The sequence below is a fragment of the Planococcus sp. TJ-307 genome, from assembly GCF_058268435.1.
The window spans coordinates 1-17,584 of sequence record NZ_JBZDOJ010000003.1 but is presented as its reverse complement, the minus strand read 5'-3'; the positions used below and the strand labels follow the sequence as shown (position 1 = coordinate 17,584).

12 protein-coding genes, 1 rRNA gene and 2 riboswitches are annotated in these 17,584 nt (G+C 43.6%); of the genes, 12 read left to right on the top strand and 1 reads right to left on the bottom strand.

The features are described 5' to 3' along the window. The first annotated feature begins 89 nt into the window (after positions 1 to 89). The 3 genes from AC4EHK_RS11740 to AC4EHK_RS11730 all read left to right on the top strand — a co-directional run bounded on the left by AC4EHK_RS11740 (position 90) and on the right by AC4EHK_RS11730 (position 3,531). Entirely contained in the window at positions 90 to 1,349 is a 1,260-nt protein-coding gene (locus AC4EHK_RS11740) for a S8 family peptidase (protein ID WP_490979354.1), read from the top strand. Between the two features lie 97 nt (positions 1,350 to 1,446). After that, positions 1,447 to 2,685 (top strand): helix-turn-helix domain-containing protein, encoded by a 1,239-nt coding sequence (locus AC4EHK_RS11735; protein WP_490978971.1) that lies wholly within the window; start codon positions 1,447 to 1,449, stop codon positions 2,683 to 2,685. A 174-nt stretch (positions 2,686 to 2,859) separates the two neighbouring features. Next, complete coding sequence (locus tag AC4EHK_RS11730) at positions 2,860 to 3,531, top strand: GNAT family N-acetyltransferase (protein WP_490978970.1); 672 nt, start codon at positions 2,860 to 2,862, stop codon at positions 3,529 to 3,531. An 84-nt stretch (positions 3,532 to 3,615) separates the two neighbouring features. Here AC4EHK_RS11730 and AC4EHK_RS11725 read toward each other — a convergent pair whose 3' ends face one another. Further along, a complete protein-coding gene (locus AC4EHK_RS11725; RefSeq protein WP_490978969.1) occupies positions 3,616 to 4,116 on the bottom strand; it encodes a GNAT family N-acetyltransferase in 501 nt (166 codons plus the stop codon). Between the two features lie 267 nt (positions 4,117 to 4,383). Here AC4EHK_RS11725 and ilvD point away from each other — a divergent pair, with 267 nt between their 5' ends. The 9 genes from ilvD to AC4EHK_RS11680 all read left to right on the top strand — a co-directional run. Further along, positions 4,384 to 6,069 (top strand): dihydroxy-acid dehydratase, encoded by a 1,686-nt coding sequence (ilvD, locus tag AC4EHK_RS11720; RefSeq protein ID WP_490978968.1) that lies wholly within the window; start codon positions 4,384 to 4,386, stop codon positions 6,067 to 6,069. Positions 6,070 to 6,660: 591 nt separating this feature from the next. After that, positions 6,661 to 8,130, top strand: coding sequence for a nicotinate phosphoribosyltransferase (locus AC4EHK_RS11715; RefSeq protein ID WP_490978967.1), 1,470 nt, complete (start codon positions 6,661 to 6,663; stop codon positions 8,128 to 8,130). Positions 8,131 to 8,141: 11 nt separating this feature from the next. Then, positions 8,142 to 8,969 carry an NAD(+) synthase gene (nadE, locus tag AC4EHK_RS11710; protein ID WP_490978966.1) on the top strand — a complete coding sequence of 276 codons (828 nt, stop codon included), beginning with the start codon at positions 8,142 to 8,144 and terminating at the stop codon, positions 8,967 to 8,969. Between the two features lie 163 nt (positions 8,970 to 9,132). Continuing rightward, positions 9,133 to 10,083, top strand: a complete 951-nt coding sequence (locus AC4EHK_RS11705) for an AAA family ATPase (RefSeq protein ID WP_490978965.1) — start codon at positions 9,133 to 9,135, stop codon at positions 10,081 to 10,083. After that, positions 10,080 to 11,294: a DUF58 domain-containing protein gene (locus AC4EHK_RS11700; protein WP_490978964.1), complete on the top strand. Its 1,215-nt coding sequence runs from the start codon at positions 10,080 to 10,082 to the stop codon at positions 11,292 to 11,294. The genes AC4EHK_RS11705 and AC4EHK_RS11700 overlap by 4 nt, the downstream gene beginning before the upstream one ends. Beyond that, on the top strand, positions 11,291 to 13,474 hold the full coding sequence (locus AC4EHK_RS11695) for a DUF4129 domain-containing transglutaminase family protein (RefSeq protein ID WP_490978963.1): 2,184 nt from the start codon (positions 11,291 to 11,293) through the stop codon (positions 13,472 to 13,474). The genes AC4EHK_RS11700 and AC4EHK_RS11695 overlap by 4 nt, the downstream gene beginning before the upstream one ends. Positions 13,475 to 13,506: 32 nt before the next feature. Beyond that, a riboswitch (purine riboswitch) is annotated at positions 13,507 to 13,608 on the top strand. 125 nt (positions 13,609 to 13,733) lie between these two features. Next, positions 13,734 to 15,272: a glutamine-hydrolyzing GMP synthase gene (gene guaA, locus AC4EHK_RS11690; protein ID WP_490979353.1), complete on the top strand. Its 1,539-nt coding sequence runs from the start codon at positions 13,734 to 13,736 to the stop codon at positions 15,270 to 15,272. A gap of 122 nt (positions 15,273 to 15,394) precedes the next feature. Then, a riboswitch (purine riboswitch) is annotated at positions 15,395 to 15,496 on the top strand. 115 nt (positions 15,497 to 15,611) lie between these two features. Next, a complete protein-coding gene (locus tag AC4EHK_RS11685) occupies positions 15,612 to 16,949 on the top strand; it encodes an NCS2 family permease (protein ID WP_490978962.1) in 1,338 nt (445 codons plus the stop codon). A 554-nt stretch (positions 16,950 to 17,503) separates the two neighbouring features. Then, positions 17,504 to 17,584 (top strand): 16S ribosomal RNA (locus AC4EHK_RS11680); the annotation flags it as partial.

Sequence of the window (17,584 nt, the reverse complement as noted above, 5' to 3'; positions counted from 1 at the left end):
GAGCTATCAAATGAAAATGTGTGAAGGTGCGGGACGCCGCAGTTGGATCCAGGCTGCCATAAACCATAAGTGGAAAAGGGGATTGGATGATGAAGAAATCGGCCAGATTCATTACAACAGCAATGTTGGCAGCTACTTTGCTAATACCGGCAATGGGCGTCAGCGCAAATGGGGATTCCGTTGAAAAAGCGAATGGCACTGAGAAATTCCGTGTATTGGTTGATACAAATGATGACAAAGCGCTAAAGAATGCCAAAAGCCAATATGGCGTGCAATGGGATTTTAAAGGCGAAGGATTCACTACCGATATGAATGCAAAGCAATTTGAGGCACTCCAAAAAAACAAAAATATAAAAGTTCAAAAAGTTCCTGAATTCAGCATTGAAGAAACTTCTTCTGAACCGCTCGCAAAATACTCAACAATGGCCGCAGCCCAGTCGACACCGTGGGGCATCAAAGCTATCTACAACAATGCTAACCTTGCTCAATCTTCAGGAGGAGCGGGCATTAATATCGCAGTGCTCGATACAGGCGTTAATATAAATCACGCTGATTTAGCGAATAATGTTGAACAGTGCAAAGATTTTACGCTTAGTGCCAGCATCACGAATGGTACTTGTACAGATCGTCAAGGACATGGAACGCATGTTGCCGGATCAGCGCTTGCAAACGGCAATGGCGGTTTATATGGAGTAGCTCCACAAGCTGACCTTTGGGCGTATAAAGTATTGGGAGATGACGGATCGGGATCTTCAGATGATATTGCAGCTGCGATCCGTCACGTTGCAGACCAAGCAACAGCATTAAGAACAAAAGTGGTCATCAACATGTCGCTTGGATCATCTGCTGAAAGCAGCTTGATTACAAATGCTGTCAACTATGCTTATAGCAAAGGCGTATTGGTCATCGCAGCAGCAGGTAACTCGGGCCCGGCTCAAGGATCTATCGGCTTCCCAGGTGCGTTGCAGAATGCTGTGGCAGTAGCAGCACTTGAAAATGTTGTCCAAAACGGCACATACCGTGTAGCTGACTTTTCGTCACGTGGATACAGCTCTACAGATGGGGATTATGTAATTGGCAAATACGATGTTGAAATTTCCGCTCCAGGAGCAGCTATTTACTCAGCTTGGTATACGGGCGGCTATGCAACAATCAGTGGAACTTCGATGGCTTCACCTCACGCAGCGGGACTTGCAGCAAAAGTTTGGGCCACTAACCCAAGCGCTACAAACGTTCAGGTGCGTGCTAATCTTCAAAACCGTGCGAGAGCATATGATATCCTTTCAGGATCAGGTGCTGGATATGGCGATGATTATGCATCAGGTTTTGGTTTCTCACGTGTTCAATAACTAGGACATAAATTACTAGGAGCAGCAACCCTGTCTGTAAAGTCAGGGTTGTTTTTTTATGGTATATTTTATTTATTCTGTATAAAAGGGTGAAATTATGAATGTTGGCTCTGTTATAAAATATTATCGGACAAAAAACAGCTTAACCCAGTCCCAATTGGCAGATGGCATTTGTTCGATTTCCCATTTAAGCAAGATCGAATCGAATGCTTACAGTCCCCATGAATCGACCATTAAAGCATTGCTGCTGAAGATGGGGGTGCAACTAAACAGAGAGATGGAAAAACATAAGCAGTTAGAACGAATGATTGGGAAATTTATTGACTGCTCCCTTCATTATGATCTTGAAACAATGCGGAAAATATACAAGTTGCTGGAGTTGGAAAATGATTACATTCAATCCACAGATTTGGTCAATCAATATGAACTTTATAAATTTCGCTTTTACATATACGATGACGACCGTATCAAAGCCGGGCGCCAGAAAAAAATGCTTGAACGCATGAAAGCCTCATTTTTAGCGCCAGAGCACTGGGTGCATCAGTTTTTTCAGTCGCTGTATTGCTCGATGATGGGCGACAATACGAAATCTCTTGAGGTTCTCAATCATCTGGATTTGGGCATCCAAAGCATTCCCCAAAAATTTGAAGGAGAATTTTATTATCAAAAAGCACGAATGCTGGTCCTTGCTGACCGCTATGAGCTGTCGGCGCATTTTGCTGAACTGGCAGTCCGCTCTTTTCAGCTTCACCATAATTACATCCGACTGCTGCATGCTCAAATGTTGTTAGCGATCAATTATACGCGAAGAAATCTGTTGGTTCAGGCAGAAAGCCTATACGAAGTGTTGATTCGAAACACCCATTTGACCAAGCAAACAACATTGCACAATCAAACACTCTACAATTACACAGAGCTGCTGCGGATGAAGAACGCACATGGAGAAGCATTGGAAATTCTTCAAGTATTAAAAGAAAGCATGGAAGACGATACTTACTTCTACAAAGCAGTATTGACTAGTTTGCTAGAGTCAATGGTTGAGACAGGACAGAATGCTTCCGTAATGATTGGCGAGTTAAAGGCAATCAGCAGCAAACCAGAAGATAAGTATTTTCATATTTATGCCAATTACTTTGAAAAAAGAAATTTTTCCCAACCAGATCTTATGGCCTATTATGAGGAAATTATGTTTCCATTTTTCAGAAAACATGGTTACATAAAGGAGACAAAAAAAACTGCTGCGGAACTTGCCATCTATTACAGCAATCAACTGCAGTGGGAACAAGCTTATTATTTTCAAACTTTTTGCGGTGAGAATGGTGGTGAAACAAATTGATGAAAACGAAATTAGTTTTTATGACTCTGGTGTATGCGGGACTGCTGGCTATTGTGGCGTTGAGCGGACCAAACGTGTTGCCTCCAATTTAATGGATTAAAAAGCTGCTCATCCTTGAGCAGCTTTTTTCATTGCCGGGAGTCGCGTATGATAGAGATAAAAAGGAGCTTTTTTATGTATAAAAAGACACAGTATGTTTTTGATGGGGACCGCCCAACTTTCGCAGAAATACGCCAGTACGGCAGAGCAGATTTTTCGGCATTGATCGAAGTTCAAAAAGAAAGTTTTCCGCCCCCGTTTCCAACCGAGCTTTGGTGGAGTGAGGAACAGTTGAAAAATCATGTGGAATTGTATCCGCAAGGCGCGCTCTGCATCGAAGTCGAGGGAGAATTGGCTGGATCGATTACAGCGCTGCTGACTGATTTTGATCCTGCTTACCCCGAACATACGTGGGAGGAAGCGACAGACAATGGTTTCATACGCAACCACAATCCAGTTGGCAAAACCCTTTATGTTGTGGATATTTGCATCAGGCCGAAATACCGTTCCTTGAAGCTTGGACAATTATTAATGCAGGCTTTGTACGAACGAGTGGTCCAGGACGATTTGGAGCGTTTGCTTGGAGGTGGCCGAATGCCGGGGTTTCACAATTATTCAAACCAGCTCAACGCTGAGCAGTATGCAGCCCAAGTAGTAGCAGGGAACATTAAAGATCCGGTCATTTCCTTTTTACTGCGTTGTGGGCGGACGCCAGTAAGTGTGGTACCTAATTACTTGGAAGACGAAGAATCGGAAGGATATGCCTTGTTAATGGAGTGGGAAAATCCTTTTCGCAACAATGAATAAAGCATGTAAACGAAATTTTGAACAGTGACATCAGGTTTTTTATGTAAAAAAACAAGCCATAAATTTTGTGGCTTGTTTTGTATTTTATAGATCAAGACGAAAAGCTTTCACAACGATGCCGTCATCCAGCGGCGTAAAATCGAGTGAGACAACTCGTTCAAAGCCCATTTTTTCGTAAAGGGCGATAGCATTGCGCATAAAGCTTCCGGTATGAAGCCCTACAAATTCTTGTTTGCGAATTTTAGAGAGATCAATGCAATGTTCCACGAGCGCCTTTCCGACTCCTCGTGAACGGAAATCTGGACTGACCGCAAGCAGCCGGATTTCCGGGTATGCAACTTTTTCTTCTTTCCATTCATACGCTTTGGATTCTGCAGGATATAACACCACACTCCCGGCAATTTCTCCGTCGATTTCAGCGACAAATACTTCAACTCCTGGCTGTTGCTCAGGATCAGATGTCAAGTTAGCCTTTAGCAACCCCCAATGCTTTTCTGAAAGTTCTTCCCGATAAGGCAGGTAAGATGCAAGGCGCTGTTCTTTTAATAAATAAAATTCATTGCTTTTAGCTTCTCGGATTAACAAAAGGCCATCTCCTTTTTCTTGAACTTATCAATACTGTCAGAGACAGGCAGAACATATGCGATTTTCTACACGTAAAGTTATTGTAGACAAGCTAATTATATAGAAATATATTGTATACGACAAGAAAGACGAATGCTGTCATTGAATGAAGGCGTATGAACGCAAAAGCGACTTGGTAAATAAAAAATAATGGAATATTATTTTTAAATTCATTGTATTCTGATAAATCTGCTCTATAATATATAGAAAAGAAAGGATAGGATGAATATGAAAAAAGATTTGCGCATAAATAGCAAGGTTTTCAGTGAAGGGGCAATGAGAGCTCCTAACCGTGCCATGCTGCGTTCAGTAGGTGTTACAGATGAGGACTTTAAAAAACCAATGATTGGTGTTGCCAGTACGTGGAGTGAAGTGACGCCATGCAATATACATATTGATGACTTAGCAATCAGCGCAAAAAAAGGCGCTAGAGAAGCTGGAGGCGTACCGTTTATCTTTAATACCATCACCGTGTCCGATGGAATCTCGATGGGAACAGAAGGCATGAAGTATTCCCTTTCAAGCCGGGATGTGATTGCCGATTCGATCGAAACCGTTGTAGGTGCAGAAAGCTTGGACGGGTTGGTGGCAATTGGGGGCTGTGATAAGAACATACCAGGTTGTTTAATTGCCATTGCAAACTCTGAAGTGCCGGCTGTGTTTGTATACGGCGGAACGATTGCTCCGGGGCGTCATAATGGACAGGATATTGACATTGTTTCTGTTTTTGAAGGCGTTGGCCAGCACAATAATGGCGATATCAATAACGATACCCTTCGCAGCATCGAATGCGGTGCTTGCCCAGGAGCCGGATCATGCGGTGGCATGTATACGGCCAATACAATGGCATCTGCGGCCGAAGCAATGGGAATGAGTTTGCCGGGGAGTTCTTCCAACCCTGCAGTGTCTGCTGAAAAATTAGCGGATTGTGAAAAGGCTGGGGCAGCAGTACATAATCTATTGGAACTGGATATTTACCCGAAAGACATCATGACCAAAGAAGCTTTTGAAAATGCCATTACCGTAGTTATGGCATTAGGTGGATCAACCAATGCCATTTTGCATCTGTTGGCGATTGCGCATGCAGCAGAGGTAGATTTGACCATTGATGACTTTAACCGCCTGCAGAAAACCGTGCCGCATTTGGCTGATCTGAAGCCGAGCGGAAAATATGTCATGCAGGATCTGCACCGGGTTGGCGGCGTTCAAGCTGTGATGAAAATGTTGCTTGAGGGAGGCTATTTGCATGGGGATTGCATGACGGTCACCGGCAAAACAGTTGCTGAAAATCTGGAGGAAGCTCCAGCATTGCAAGAAGGACAAAAAGTCATTATGCCTTTTGACAATCCAAAACGAAAAGATGGTCCATTAATTGTTTTGAAGGGCAATCTTTCTCCGAGCGGCGCAGTAGCAAAAGTTTCTGGTGTGAAAGTGAAGCGCCATACGGGCCCTGCCCGTGTCTACAACAATGAAAAAGAAGCAACGGAAGCCGTTATGGCCAATGAAATCAATGAAGGCGATGTATTAGTCATCCGCTATGTAGGGCCAAAAGGCGGTCCAGGAATGCCGGAAATGCTGTCGGTATCGGCCATTCTTGTAGGCAAAGGCATGGATGCATCTGTTGCGCTTTTGACAGACGGGCGTTTTTCTGGTGGTACACATGGCCTTGTCGTAGGCCACATTGCCCCCGAAGCACAGGTCGGTGGGCCGATTGGTTTGCTGAAAGAAGGCGATATTGTCACCATCGATTCGGAGCTCCAGGAAATTTCCATGGATGTGTCTGAATCCGAACTGGCAGAACGCCGCAAACATTGGATAGCTCCACCTCTTCATAGAAAAGGTGTGCTTGGAAAATATGCGCACAATGTTTCTTGTTCTTCAAGAGGGGCAGTTACCGATTACTTGAATCGATAAGCAATGCTTGAACATCAGGATTGTATGAAACTTTAAGTTTTTTGAATTGGAAAAGGGATGTCCTCAATGTGAGGACATCCCTTTGTTTGTTTAAGGTAACTATAATTTGTTTTGACTCAATTTTTCAACCCTTTTGACAGGGGAATCATTTCCATTGAAAGTATTACTTCCAGTACCGCGGTCATTGTTCCACTGGGTGCTTTCTAACTTAAGCAACGTAAACCCTACCTTCTTTTACGTCCTTGCGATCCTTAAATCGCGCCAGTGTGAATAAGTATTCTCAAAAACATTATCGTAGAATGCCAGATTATCAAAATTTACCAGTTACCTTTGTGTTAACTAAACAAGTATCTCATACGCTTTAATCAATGTCAATAGGCAAGTACCAGGTAGAGACCGCAATTAGCAGTTTACAAATCGTTCCGAATGTTCAAGGTTTGTTCTGCAAACTGTCCTTAAAAGGCAGCCCCGAATATTCGTTACTGTTGACTGCTGAACCTATTAAAAAAGCTTGATAAGACTTTTATTTTTTGTCTTTCCTTTATTGGTGTATAATTGTATAAATTACTGATGTGGAAGAAGGAGACTCTTATGGATAAGTACTATGCAGATGACAGTTTGGCATTACATACAGATTTGTATCAAATCAATATGTCGGAGGCCTATTGGGCAGACGGTATGCACGAGCGAAAAGCCGTATTTGAATTGTTTTTCCGCAAACTGCCTTTTGGCAATGGCTATGCTCTTTTTGCTGGATTGGAACGGGTGCTGGATTACTTAAAAAACTTCAAATTTACAGACAGTGATTTGGCATATCTAGGGGAAGAGCTCGGCTATAAGCAAGATTTTCTGGATTATTTGCGGACGGTTCGATTTACGGGAACTGTTTATTCGGTAATGGAAGGTGAATTGGTTTTCCAAAATGAGGCGTTGATTCGTGTAGAAGCACCGTTGGTCGAAGCGCAATTGATCGAAACGGCTTTATTAAACATCGTCAACTATCAAACTTTGATCGCAACTAAAGCAAGCCGCATCAAGCAGATTGTGAAAGGCGAACGGGTTATGGAATTTGGAACGAGACGCGCGCAGGAAATGGACGCAGCCATTTGGGGGACGCGTGCAGCTTACATTGGCGGACTTGAAGCAACCAGCAATGCGCGTGCAGGCAAGAAATTCGGCATTCCGGTAGCCGGAACACACGCACATTCGATGGTGCAAGCATATAAAGATGAATATGAAGCTTTTCATGCCTATGCAAAACGCCATAAGGATTGCGTCTTTTTAGTGGATACATACGATACATTAAAGTCCGGGCTGCCTATTGCCATTAAAGTGGCGCAGGAGCTTGGTGATCAGATCAATTTCCACGGCATTCGTTTGGACAGTGGAGATATTGCTTTTTTGTCCAAAGAAGCACGGAAAATGCTGGATGCTGCTGGTTTTCCAAATGCAGAAGTAGTAGTTTCCAATGATTTGGATGAGTATACTATTTTGAACTTAAAAGCCCAAGGAGCACGTGTGGATGCCTGGGGTATTGGAACGAAACTGATCACCGCCTATGACCAGCCGGCATTGGGGGCAGTTTATAAATTAGTGGCCATCGAAAATGAAAATGGCCAGATGGAAGATACCATTAAAATTTCAGGAAATGCAGAAAAAGTCACTACGCCAGGACTGAAAAACGTTTATCGGATTATCGATAGGGAAAATGGAAAATCAGAAGGCGATTATATTGCCATGCATGATGAAGATCCTGCTTCTGAAGAGCGCTTGAAGATGTTCCATCCTGTTCATACCTTTGTATCGAAATTCGTGACGAATTTTGAAGCAGTCAATATTCATCACAAAGTTATTGAGGATGGAGAGATTATTTACGAAAATCCAAGCCTTAAGGAAATGCAGGCTTACGCAAGAAAAAATATGGACTTATTATGGGATGAGTACAAGCGCTCACTAAATCCCGAAGAATACCCGGTCGATCTGAGCCAGAAATGCTGGGACAATAAAATGAAGAACATCCAGGAAGTACGCCATGCAGTCCATGAATATATTCGAGACTAAGGGGGATTCAGATGTCTACTTTACAACAGCAAATTATTGAAGAACTAAAAGTGCAGCCTTCTATTGATGCAAAGCAAGAAATTGAACGCACGGTGTCATTTTTAAAAGAGTATCTAAAGCACCACTCATTCCTAAAGGGATTTGTGCTGGGGATATCAGGAGGCCAGGATTCTACTTTGCTTGGCAAAATGACTCAGATGGCAATTGATCAGTTGAATAAAGAAACTGGTAGTCAAGACTACGAATTTTATGCTATGCGTTTGCCGTATGGTGACCAGTTTGATGAACACGACGCCAAAGACGCACTTGAATTTATCCAACCGACGAAACTGTATACCATTAACATTAAAGAAGCTGTTGATGCCAGCGACCGCGCATTGGAAAAAGCGGGTATTGAGTTGTCCGATTTTGCGAAAGGCAACGAAAAAGCCCGGGAACGGATGAAAGCGCAATACTCCGTTGCAGCCATGCACAAAGCGGTCGTACTCGGTACCGATCATTCGGCGGAGGCGGTAACCGGTTTTTATACAAAATTTGGTGATGGAGCAGCTGATTTGACACCTCTTTTTCGTTTGAACAAGCGCCAGGGACGGTCTATGCTAAAAGAGCTAGGTGCCCCCGAACATTTATACATGAAAATTCCAACCGCTGATTTGGAAGAAGACAGACCAGCAATTCCGGATGAAATTGCTCTTGGCATCACCTACGAAATGATTGACGATTATTTAGAAGGCAAAAAAATTCCGGTAGATGCTCAGGAAAAGCTGGAAGGCTATTATGTAAAGACTCAACATAAACGGCAACTGCCTATTACAGTGTTTGATGATTTCTGGAAATGACCCATAAAAAAGCAGGATTCCTTTGGGAGTCCTGCTTTTTTTATGCCGAAAGAGGAGCCGAGAAAAATCCGCGCAGTTGAGTTATGCCTCAATATTCGTTATGATTACGGTAAGATTGTGATAATTCAAAACATTTTTTCGAATTGTATTGGAGGAACTATATATGAATGCACAAGAACGGTTGGAACAAGTAATTGATAATATTGAAAAAGTCATTATCGGCAAGCGCAATATTGCCGAGTTGAGTATGGTGGCAATGTTGTCTCATGGCCACGTTTTGCTTGAAGATGTTCCAGGCGTCGGAAAAACCATGCTAGTCCGCGCTCTGGCGAAATCCGTGGGGGCTGATTTCAAGCGGATTCAGTTTACGCCGGATTTGCTGCCGTCGGATGTCGTAGGCGTTTCCATTTACAATCCGAAAGACATGGAATTCCACTTTCGCCCCGGTCCGATCATGGGCAATATTATTTTGGCCGATGAAATCAACCGGACGTCCCCAAAAACACAATCTTCTCTTTTGGAAGCGATGGAAGAAGCTTCTGTTACCATTGATGGCGTCACAATGCAGATTCCAAAACCATTCTTTGTTATGGCCACGCAAAACCCGATTGAATATGAAGGCACTTATCCGCTTCCTGAAGCACAACTCGACCGCTTTTTACTGAAAATTAAAATGGGATATCCGACTCCAAAGGAAGAGATGGAAGTATTAAACCGTGCACGTTCCGCGGCTCCTATTGAAGAATTAACGTCTGTGATTTCTCTTGATGAACTGCTCGAACTTCAGGAACAGGTAAAAACCATCAAAGTGGATGAAACGATTCGTAGTTATATTGTCGACTTGACGAGGCAGACCAGACAGGATTCCTATGTGTATTTGGGTGTTAGTCCGCGTGGATCAATTGCGTTAATGAAAGCCTCGCAAGCCTATGCCTTATTAAAAGGACGAGATTATGTAACGCCTGATGATGTGCAGTATTTGGCGAAATTTGTCTTTGGCCATCGCATCATGCTTCGTTCAGAAGCCCGGTATGACGGCATCACCGCAGAAGAAATTACAGAGCGGATCTTAGCGAAAACTCGGGTGCCAGTTCAAAGGTTAGTTGGCCAATGAGCCAGTTGAAAAAAATTATAAGCCTATGGGGACGGTTACTCCTCGTTTTATTCATTCTTATTTTCACATTTTCTTTTGCAATGTTCCAGGGTGGATTTGTCAGCTGGTTTATTTTTTACATGTCGTTGCCGTTCATCCTGTATTCGGTTCTGCTGACAGTTTATCCTTTGCAAAATGTTAAAGCTTCTCGGGAAATTCATACGGCACAAGTCCGGAAAGGCGGAAGTTTTTCGGCCACGGCCACCATTTACCGAAAAACACCATTTCCATTGCTGTACACGGTCTTAAGAGAACAAACCACTTCGCCTTCCCTGAATAAACAAATGGAAGGCCAGCACCAGAAAATGATTGTTCCAGGATTTCGCAAAAGCTATTCTTGGACGTATACAGTCGACCAAATGCCAAGGGGTGAACACGTGCTGGAAGGGATTCACATGGAAATAGCTGATTTTTTTGGATGGGTGAAAAAAACCCGTCTGTTACCGGCTCAACAAATTGTGTTGGTTTATCCAAATACCGTTGACATTACCTACCGCCCAATGGAATCCCGTTATGACCAAGGCTCAATGGCGGCACCTTTTACGCTCGTGAAAGATACGACAATGGCTAGTGGAATCCGAGATTATCAGCCTGGAGATCGTGTTTCGTGGATTCACTGGAAATCTTATGCACGCACCCAAACCCTTCGCACGAAAGAATTTGAAGATCGCCAGTCACAGGAACTTTTTTTGCTGGATGATCGAAAAGAATCCGGAAATTTTGAGCTGCAAGTAGAGTTTGTGGCGTCCATTCTGCAGTCGATTGTACGCACCAACTCGAGTGTGGCCTATTTGTCTGTTGGCCAAACCCCCAATTATTTTCCGTTGATTCAAACAGAAGAACATCTGCAGCGTGTCATGTACCACTTGGCGAAAGTGCAAAGTGATTTGGATAAGCCTGTCGATCAAGCAGTTGGCCATGAACTTCAAAAAATGAATACCTCAAGTCTCCTTTACGTAACCAGTCAGCTGACAATGGACATGGTACATGCCATCAGAAGAAATGCTAAAAGTTTGAGCACTTGCATGTGTTTGGTTGTTGCCAATAAAGGTGAACCTTTGCTTAAAGAAGATGAAGAAGTGCATCAATTTGCACGTTCAAAAGGGTTTATAGTCAAGCGTGTGAATCCAGAGAATTTTGCAACCGTGTTTACGGAGGTGAGTCGGCAATGACTTCCATTAGAAAAAATAAACTATTCATGGCTGTGTTGTACGTGCTGGTTTTCTTTCTGCTGGCTGAATGGTTGACTCCTGTTATTGTATTGACCGCGACAGGCCATAAAGCGCTCTTTCTAATATTTATTGCTGTCGGCTTATTGATGGCATTCCTTAAAGTGCCGTGGTGGTTTTCCGGACCAATTAAATTTCTTTATATTTTATGGTTCATCATCTATGTATATACCGGCAATGTATTTTTCACTGCCGAAGCACTGTCATTTCTCAGAACTGACTTTGGTTTGAACTTTTCTGCTTTGGTATCTCAAAATTGGGCGGAAACAACGGATGTTTTCCGTACTATGCTGTTTTTCGCTTTATTGTGGATGGCAATTTACTTGATCCATTATTGGGTCAGTTTCAGGCTCAGCATCTTCCTGTTTTATTTGTTGACCGTTATTTTCATTGCGGTTTTAGATACGTTTAGTCCGTATTCGGGAGAAACCGCGATCGTTCGAATTATGGTGATTGGCCTGTTGCTTGCGGGATTGTTGTATTTGGCGCGCTGGATGGAAGGGCATAACATTTTAGAACAAACCAATAAAATGGCGATGTTTGCAGTGCCGCTTGTTTTATTGGTTGCAGTCTCGACTGCTCTGGCTTTATATTTGCCAAAAGCGGGTCCTATTTGGCCGGACCCGATTCCATTTATTACCTCATTTTCTGGACAAGGGGGTGCCGGTAGTGGCGGCAGCGTTGGCAGAATCGGTTACGGAGTGGACGACTCACAGCTGGGCGGTTCTTTTATTGGAGATGATACAGTCGTTTTTCAAGCTGAAGTGCCAGGTGGACAGTATTGGAAGGTTGAATCGAAAGATACCTATACGACTAAGGGATGGGAACTTGCAGAGAATGTAGGTGAGTCATACGTTTATGGAAATAGCGAAACCGTTGAAACTGATTTTGTGTTGAATGAAGAAGAAGAATTGGAAACTGCGCAATTAACGATGGAACAGGGCTTTCCGTTTGTCCTTTATCCTTATGGGACCGAGTCTTTTACGATGGAAGAGACTCTGGATTACCAATACAGCACAACCGATCAGCGCTTTGAAACATACCAAAATGGAGAAGAGTTCGAACCCGAAGCTTATGAAATAAGTTTTACAGAGCCCAGCTATAGTTTGACTGCTTTAAGGGAAACAAACCCAGAGGAGTTAGCAGAGTTGCCTGCCGAGTTTGGCCGATTTTTGCAATTGCCTGATGAGCTACCTGAACGTGTACGCACTTTAGCTGCAGAAATTACTGAGAGCAGCGACACCGTCTATGATAAAACACGGGCAATCGAGCGCTATTTCAGCACAGCCGGATTTGAGTACAGTCAATCTGATATTCCGGTGCCGGAAGCGGATGAAGATTATGTGGACCAGTTTTTATTCGAAACCCAGAGAGGGTATTGTGATAATTTCTCAACTTCTATGGTGGTCATGCTTCGTTCTCTGGATATCCCGGCACGTTGGGTTAAAGGATTTAATGAAGGAGAACTGATTGAGTCAGAAGGCGGCACTGATTTTTATCAAGTGACAAACAACAATGCCCATTCATGGGTGGAGGCTTTTATGCCGGGAGTCGGTTGGATGCTATTTGAACCGACTATCGGTTTTACCGGTTCTTCTTCCATTGACTTTGATTTGGAGCTGGATCCGAGTGACCCGGAGCAACCTGAAGAACCCGAACGTCCGATAGCGGAAGACCCAATAGCAGAAGAGGAAGAGGCAGCAGCAGCTTCCGGTCCTTCTTTTTGGGATCGATTTACCGACACTGTTTCAGCGAATCGGTGGAATATCATTTGGAGTCTGGTGGGAATCGCGCTTACAGCAGCGGTACTTTTCAAAATTCGTCACAAATGGATGCCCAAACTGCTCATTTCTTATTACCGCAGAGGCAGCAGCGGGGCAGCCCGGTTTGAAAAGGCCTACCTAAGGTTGCTGAAGCAACTTGAGCTGTATGGCATTAATAGACGTCCAGGACAAACATTAAAATCTTACGCGGCGTATATTGATTCATTTTTCGGTACGCGGGAGATGTCGGAGTTGACCGATGCATATGAACGGAGCGTTTACGGAGCGGATGCTGAATCCGTTGACTGGCCTGAGTTAAGGGAAAGTTGGGAAAATTTAATCAATCGGACAAGCGGTTGATTTTACAGCTTTTAGCTTGTACAATTGAGAAAATTATAGATTACAGGTGCCCTCATATATGTCCGGTGATATGGATCGGATGTCTCTACCAAGTCCCCGGAAATGACTTGACTATGAAGGTGGATGACGCATGCTTTTTGACATGTGCATTCGCCTTTTTGATGTAGAGCAGAAGAACGCGAGGTCTAATTTTCGCGTTCTTTTGCTATTTTGAGGCCTGAATTGAATAGAAGAGGTGAAGGTTTTGCCAGTTAGTCCAATGTTGAAAGAGCAGAAAAAAATCGTCGTTTTGGATTTCGGAAGTCAATACAATCAGTTGATCACTCGCCGCATCCGTGAAATCGGTGTTTACAGCGAGCTTCATCCACATACCGTTACTGCTGAAGAAATCAAAGATATGAATGCAACAGGAATCATTTTTTCGGGCGGCCCAAATTCGGTATACGATAAAGACGCTTTTTCCATCGATGATGCAATTTTTGAAATGGGCTTGCCGATTTTAGGGATTTGCTACGGCATGCAACTGATGGCGCTGCACTTGAAAGGGAATGTAGAGAAGTCCCAAAACCGCGAGTACGGGAAAGCCGAACTGAAGTTGACGAAAGAAAGCAAGATTTTCAAAGATCTTCCGGAAGAGCAGATTGTCTGGATGAGCCATGGCGACTTGGTTACGGCAGCGCCTCCTGGATTTGACGTTATTGGAACAAGTGCGGGATGTCCTATTGCGTCAATGGCAGACGAAAGCCGCGGATTTTACGGCGTTCAATTCCACCCGGAAGTTCGCCATTCAATTTATGGCAACGATTTGTTGCGCAAATTTGTTTATGACGTTTGTGGCATGACGGATGATTGGTCAATGGAAAACTATATTGACTTGGAAATCGAAAAAATTCGTGAAGAAGTTGGCGACAAAAAAGTTTTATGTGCGCTTAGCGGCGGTGTGGATTCTTCTGTAGTTGCTGTTTTGATTCACCGGGCAATTGGTGATCAATTGACGTGCATGTTCGTCGACCATGGCCTTCTTCGCAAAGGCGAAGCGGAAAGCGTCATGAAGACTTTTGCTGACGGATTCAATATGAATGTCATCAAAATTGATGCACGCGACCGCTTCATGAGTAAACTTGAAGGTGTAACCGATCCAGAGAAAAAACGCAAAATCATTGGCAATGAGTTTATCTATGTATTTGATGATGAAGCTTCAAAGCTGGAAGGTATGGATTTCCTTGCACAAGGAACGCTTTATACCGACATCATCGAAAGTGGGACAACAACTGCCCAAACCATCAAATCGCATCACAATGTTGGCGGTTTGCCGGATGATATGCAGTTTAAATTGATTGAGCCCTTGAACACGCTGTTCAAAGATGAAGTGCGCGTTTTAGGAAAAGAGCTTGGTATGCCCGATGAGATTGTATGGCGCCAGCCTTTCCCAGGTCCGGGTCTAGGCATCCGCATCATGGGAGCAGTCACGGAAGAAAAACTGGAAATCGTTCGCGAGTCTGACTGGATTCTGCGCGACGAAATCAGCAAGGCCGGTCTTGACCGAGACATTTGGCAATACTTCACCGTCCTGCCGGATCTCCGCAGTGTCGGCGTGATGGGCGATGCCCGTACGTACGATTATGCAATCGGTATTCGTGCAGTGACCTCGATTGACGGCATGACATCTGACTGGGCCCGCATCCCGTGGGAAGTGCTGGAGAAAATCAGTGTCCGGTTAGTCAATGAAGTCGACCACATCAACCGTGTACTGTATGACATTACGAGCAAGCCGCCTGCTACGATTGAGTGGGAGTAATGGTAAAGGTGCCAGCTTAAAGCAGCTGGCATCTTTTGGTTTTTATACGAACTTTTTTCGCTAATTTGCAATAAATGTTCGTGTTTAGTATTGTTCTTTCAGTTTGTACATGTTATATTACAAAAGAAATTAAATAAGCTTGTCGTATAATGTCGGGGATATGGCCCGAAAGTTTCTACCGAGTTACCGTAAATGACTCGACTACGATTTTAATCCGCTCACTTTTTGAGTAGGATGCCTTTCGTTATTTAATGAAGGGGTAAATCGAACGCATACGGCAATCTGCTGTATGCGTTTTTCTGTTGTAGAGATTATACACAGGCATTCGGAGGAATCAGGATGAAAAAGTATTTTCAGTTTGAAGAACTGGGAACGAATTACCGCCGGGAGTTTATTGGCGGCCTAACCACATTTTTAGCGATGGCTTATATTTTGGTCGTCAACCCGCTGACATTAACGCTGGAATCAGTTCCGGATCTTCCCGATGCAATGCGGATGGATTACGGTGCTGTCTTTATGGCAACAGCGCTGGCTGCTGCAATCGGGTGTTTGGTAATGGGAATTTTGGCAAAGTATCCAATTGCACTTGCTCCGGGTATGGGGCTAAACGCATTCTTTGCGTATACGGTTATTCTGACTTACGGAATTCCTTGGCAAACGGCATTAACAGGTGTTTTATTTTCCGGTCTTATTTTTATTCTCATAACGTTAACGGGACTTCGGGAATTGATTATCAACTCGATTCCTGCTGAATTAAAATACGCAGTAGGCGCTGGTATCGGGCTTTATATTACGTTTATCGGGCTGCAGAATGCGGGCATTATCGTCGGCAATCCCGATACCTTAGTTGGGCTGGGTGATTTGTCGGACAGCTCAGCGTTGCTGGCAATTTTCGGTTTGCTGGTTACGGTTATCTTTATGGTCCGCGGCATACAAGGCGGAATCTTTTTTGGTATTATGATTGCAGCGGTTGTCGGAATGATTTTTGGTGTCGTCAACTTGCCGAGTGCAATCATTGACTTTAATGTGCCAAGCATGGCGCCGACATTTGGCGTAGCACTGGAGCCCATTTTTAATGACTTCGGCTCATTGTTGAACATCCAATTTCTAGTTGTTGTGTTGACTTTTCTCTTTGTCGATTTCTTCGACACAGCAGGAACATTGGTAGCGGTCGCTAATCAGGCAGGGTTGATGAAAGACAACAAACTTCCAAGAGCAGGCAAAGCACTGATGGCAGATTCGATTGCCACAGTAAGCGGAGCAATCTTCGGGACGTCAACAACCACTTCTTATATTGAATCAACCGCAGGAGTTGCAGCAGGAGCACGCTCTGGATTTGCTGCTGTTGTTACAGGGATATTGTTTCTTGTGTCGATATTCTTCTATCCATTGCTTGAAGTCATCACGAGCGCGGTAACAGCTCCTGCTTTGGTCATCGTTGGTGTTCTGATGGTTTCAGCTTTAGGAAAAATAGACTGGACGAAATTTGAAATTGCAGTACCGGCATTTTTGACGATGATTGCGATGCCGCTTGGCTATAGCATTGCAACAGGAATTGCGATTGGTTTTATTTTCTATCCAATTACCATGATCGTAGCAGGAAAGGGCAAGCAGGTTCATCCCATCATGTATGGTTTGTTTGTAATTTTTGTTTTGTATTTCATTTTCATAGCGTAAGTATTGAACCCGCCAGAAAGTATTGGCGGGTTTTTTCTATGGGAAGAAATTTAAAGTGTTTATTAAATTACTACTATAGAAGAAACTTTGGTCATCGGTGCGTTTTAGATATGGAAATGAGGGAGCTGGAGTTAAAGATTATGGGACACAGAATCGCGATTAGGACTTTTTTACATCGTAACTTCAATAGATGTCCAAGAATGGAAAGCCTTTAAAGTTAAGGGGGAGCCTTCAATGTAAAGAGACGATTTCCTTTCAAATCTGTAACACTTTTGTAATCTTTTTATTAAGAATATTCTGTTATAATAAGGTAGTACAAAAATCCTTTCAAAAGTATTGACTCTTCAATATGACCGTGTTATATTAATCAAGTCGCTAATGAGTGCGGCGCATTGAACCTTGAAAACTGAACAGCAAAACGTCAACAAAACGCAACGGCCGCGCAAAACGGCCCGCGCAAACTTTACTGATCAGCGTATGCAGATCAACGAGCGAATCGTGCGTCTTTTAGACCGCGAAACGCCAGCAAGTATTTGAGCAATCAATACTACTCTATAATGGAGAGTTTGATCCTGGCTCAGGACGAACGCTGGCGGCGTGCCTAATACATGCAAGTCGAGCGGAACCATTGGAGC

Coding starts and splice junctions, on each gene's coding strand:
- ilvD (WP_490978968.1), top strand. CDS start 4,384: ATGAAAAAAGATTTGCGCATAAATAGCAAGGTTTTCAGTGAAGGGGCA.
- guaA (WP_490979353.1), top strand. CDS start 13,734: ATGTTGAAAGAGCAGAAAAAAATCGTCGTTTTGGATTTCGGAAGTCAA.
- AC4EHK_RS11700 (WP_490978964.1), top strand. CDS start 10,080: ATGAGCCAGTTGAAAAAAATTATAAGCCTATGGGGACGGTTACTCCTC.
- AC4EHK_RS11735 (WP_490978971.1), top strand. CDS start 1,447: ATGAATGTTGGCTCTGTTATAAAATATTATCGGACAAAAAACAGCTTA.
- AC4EHK_RS11715 (WP_490978967.1), top strand. CDS start 6,661: ATGGATAAGTACTATGCAGATGACAGTTTGGCATTACATACAGATTTG.
- AC4EHK_RS11705 (WP_490978965.1), top strand. CDS start 9,133: ATGAATGCACAAGAACGGTTGGAACAAGTAATTGATAATATTGAAAAA.
- AC4EHK_RS11740 (WP_490979354.1), top strand. CDS start 90: ATGAAGAAATCGGCCAGATTCATTACAACAGCAATGTTGGCAGCTACT.
- AC4EHK_RS11685 (WP_490978962.1), top strand. CDS start 15,612: ATGAAAAAGTATTTTCAGTTTGAAGAACTGGGAACGAATTACCGCCGG.
- AC4EHK_RS11730 (WP_490978970.1), top strand. CDS start 2,860: ATGTATAAAAAGACACAGTATGTTTTTGATGGGGACCGCCCAACTTTC.
- nadE (WP_490978966.1), top strand. CDS start 8,142: ATGTCTACTTTACAACAGCAAATTATTGAAGAACTAAAAGTGCAGCCT.
- AC4EHK_RS11695 (WP_490978963.1), top strand. CDS start 11,291: ATGACTTCCATTAGAAAAAATAAACTATTCATGGCTGTGTTGTACGTG.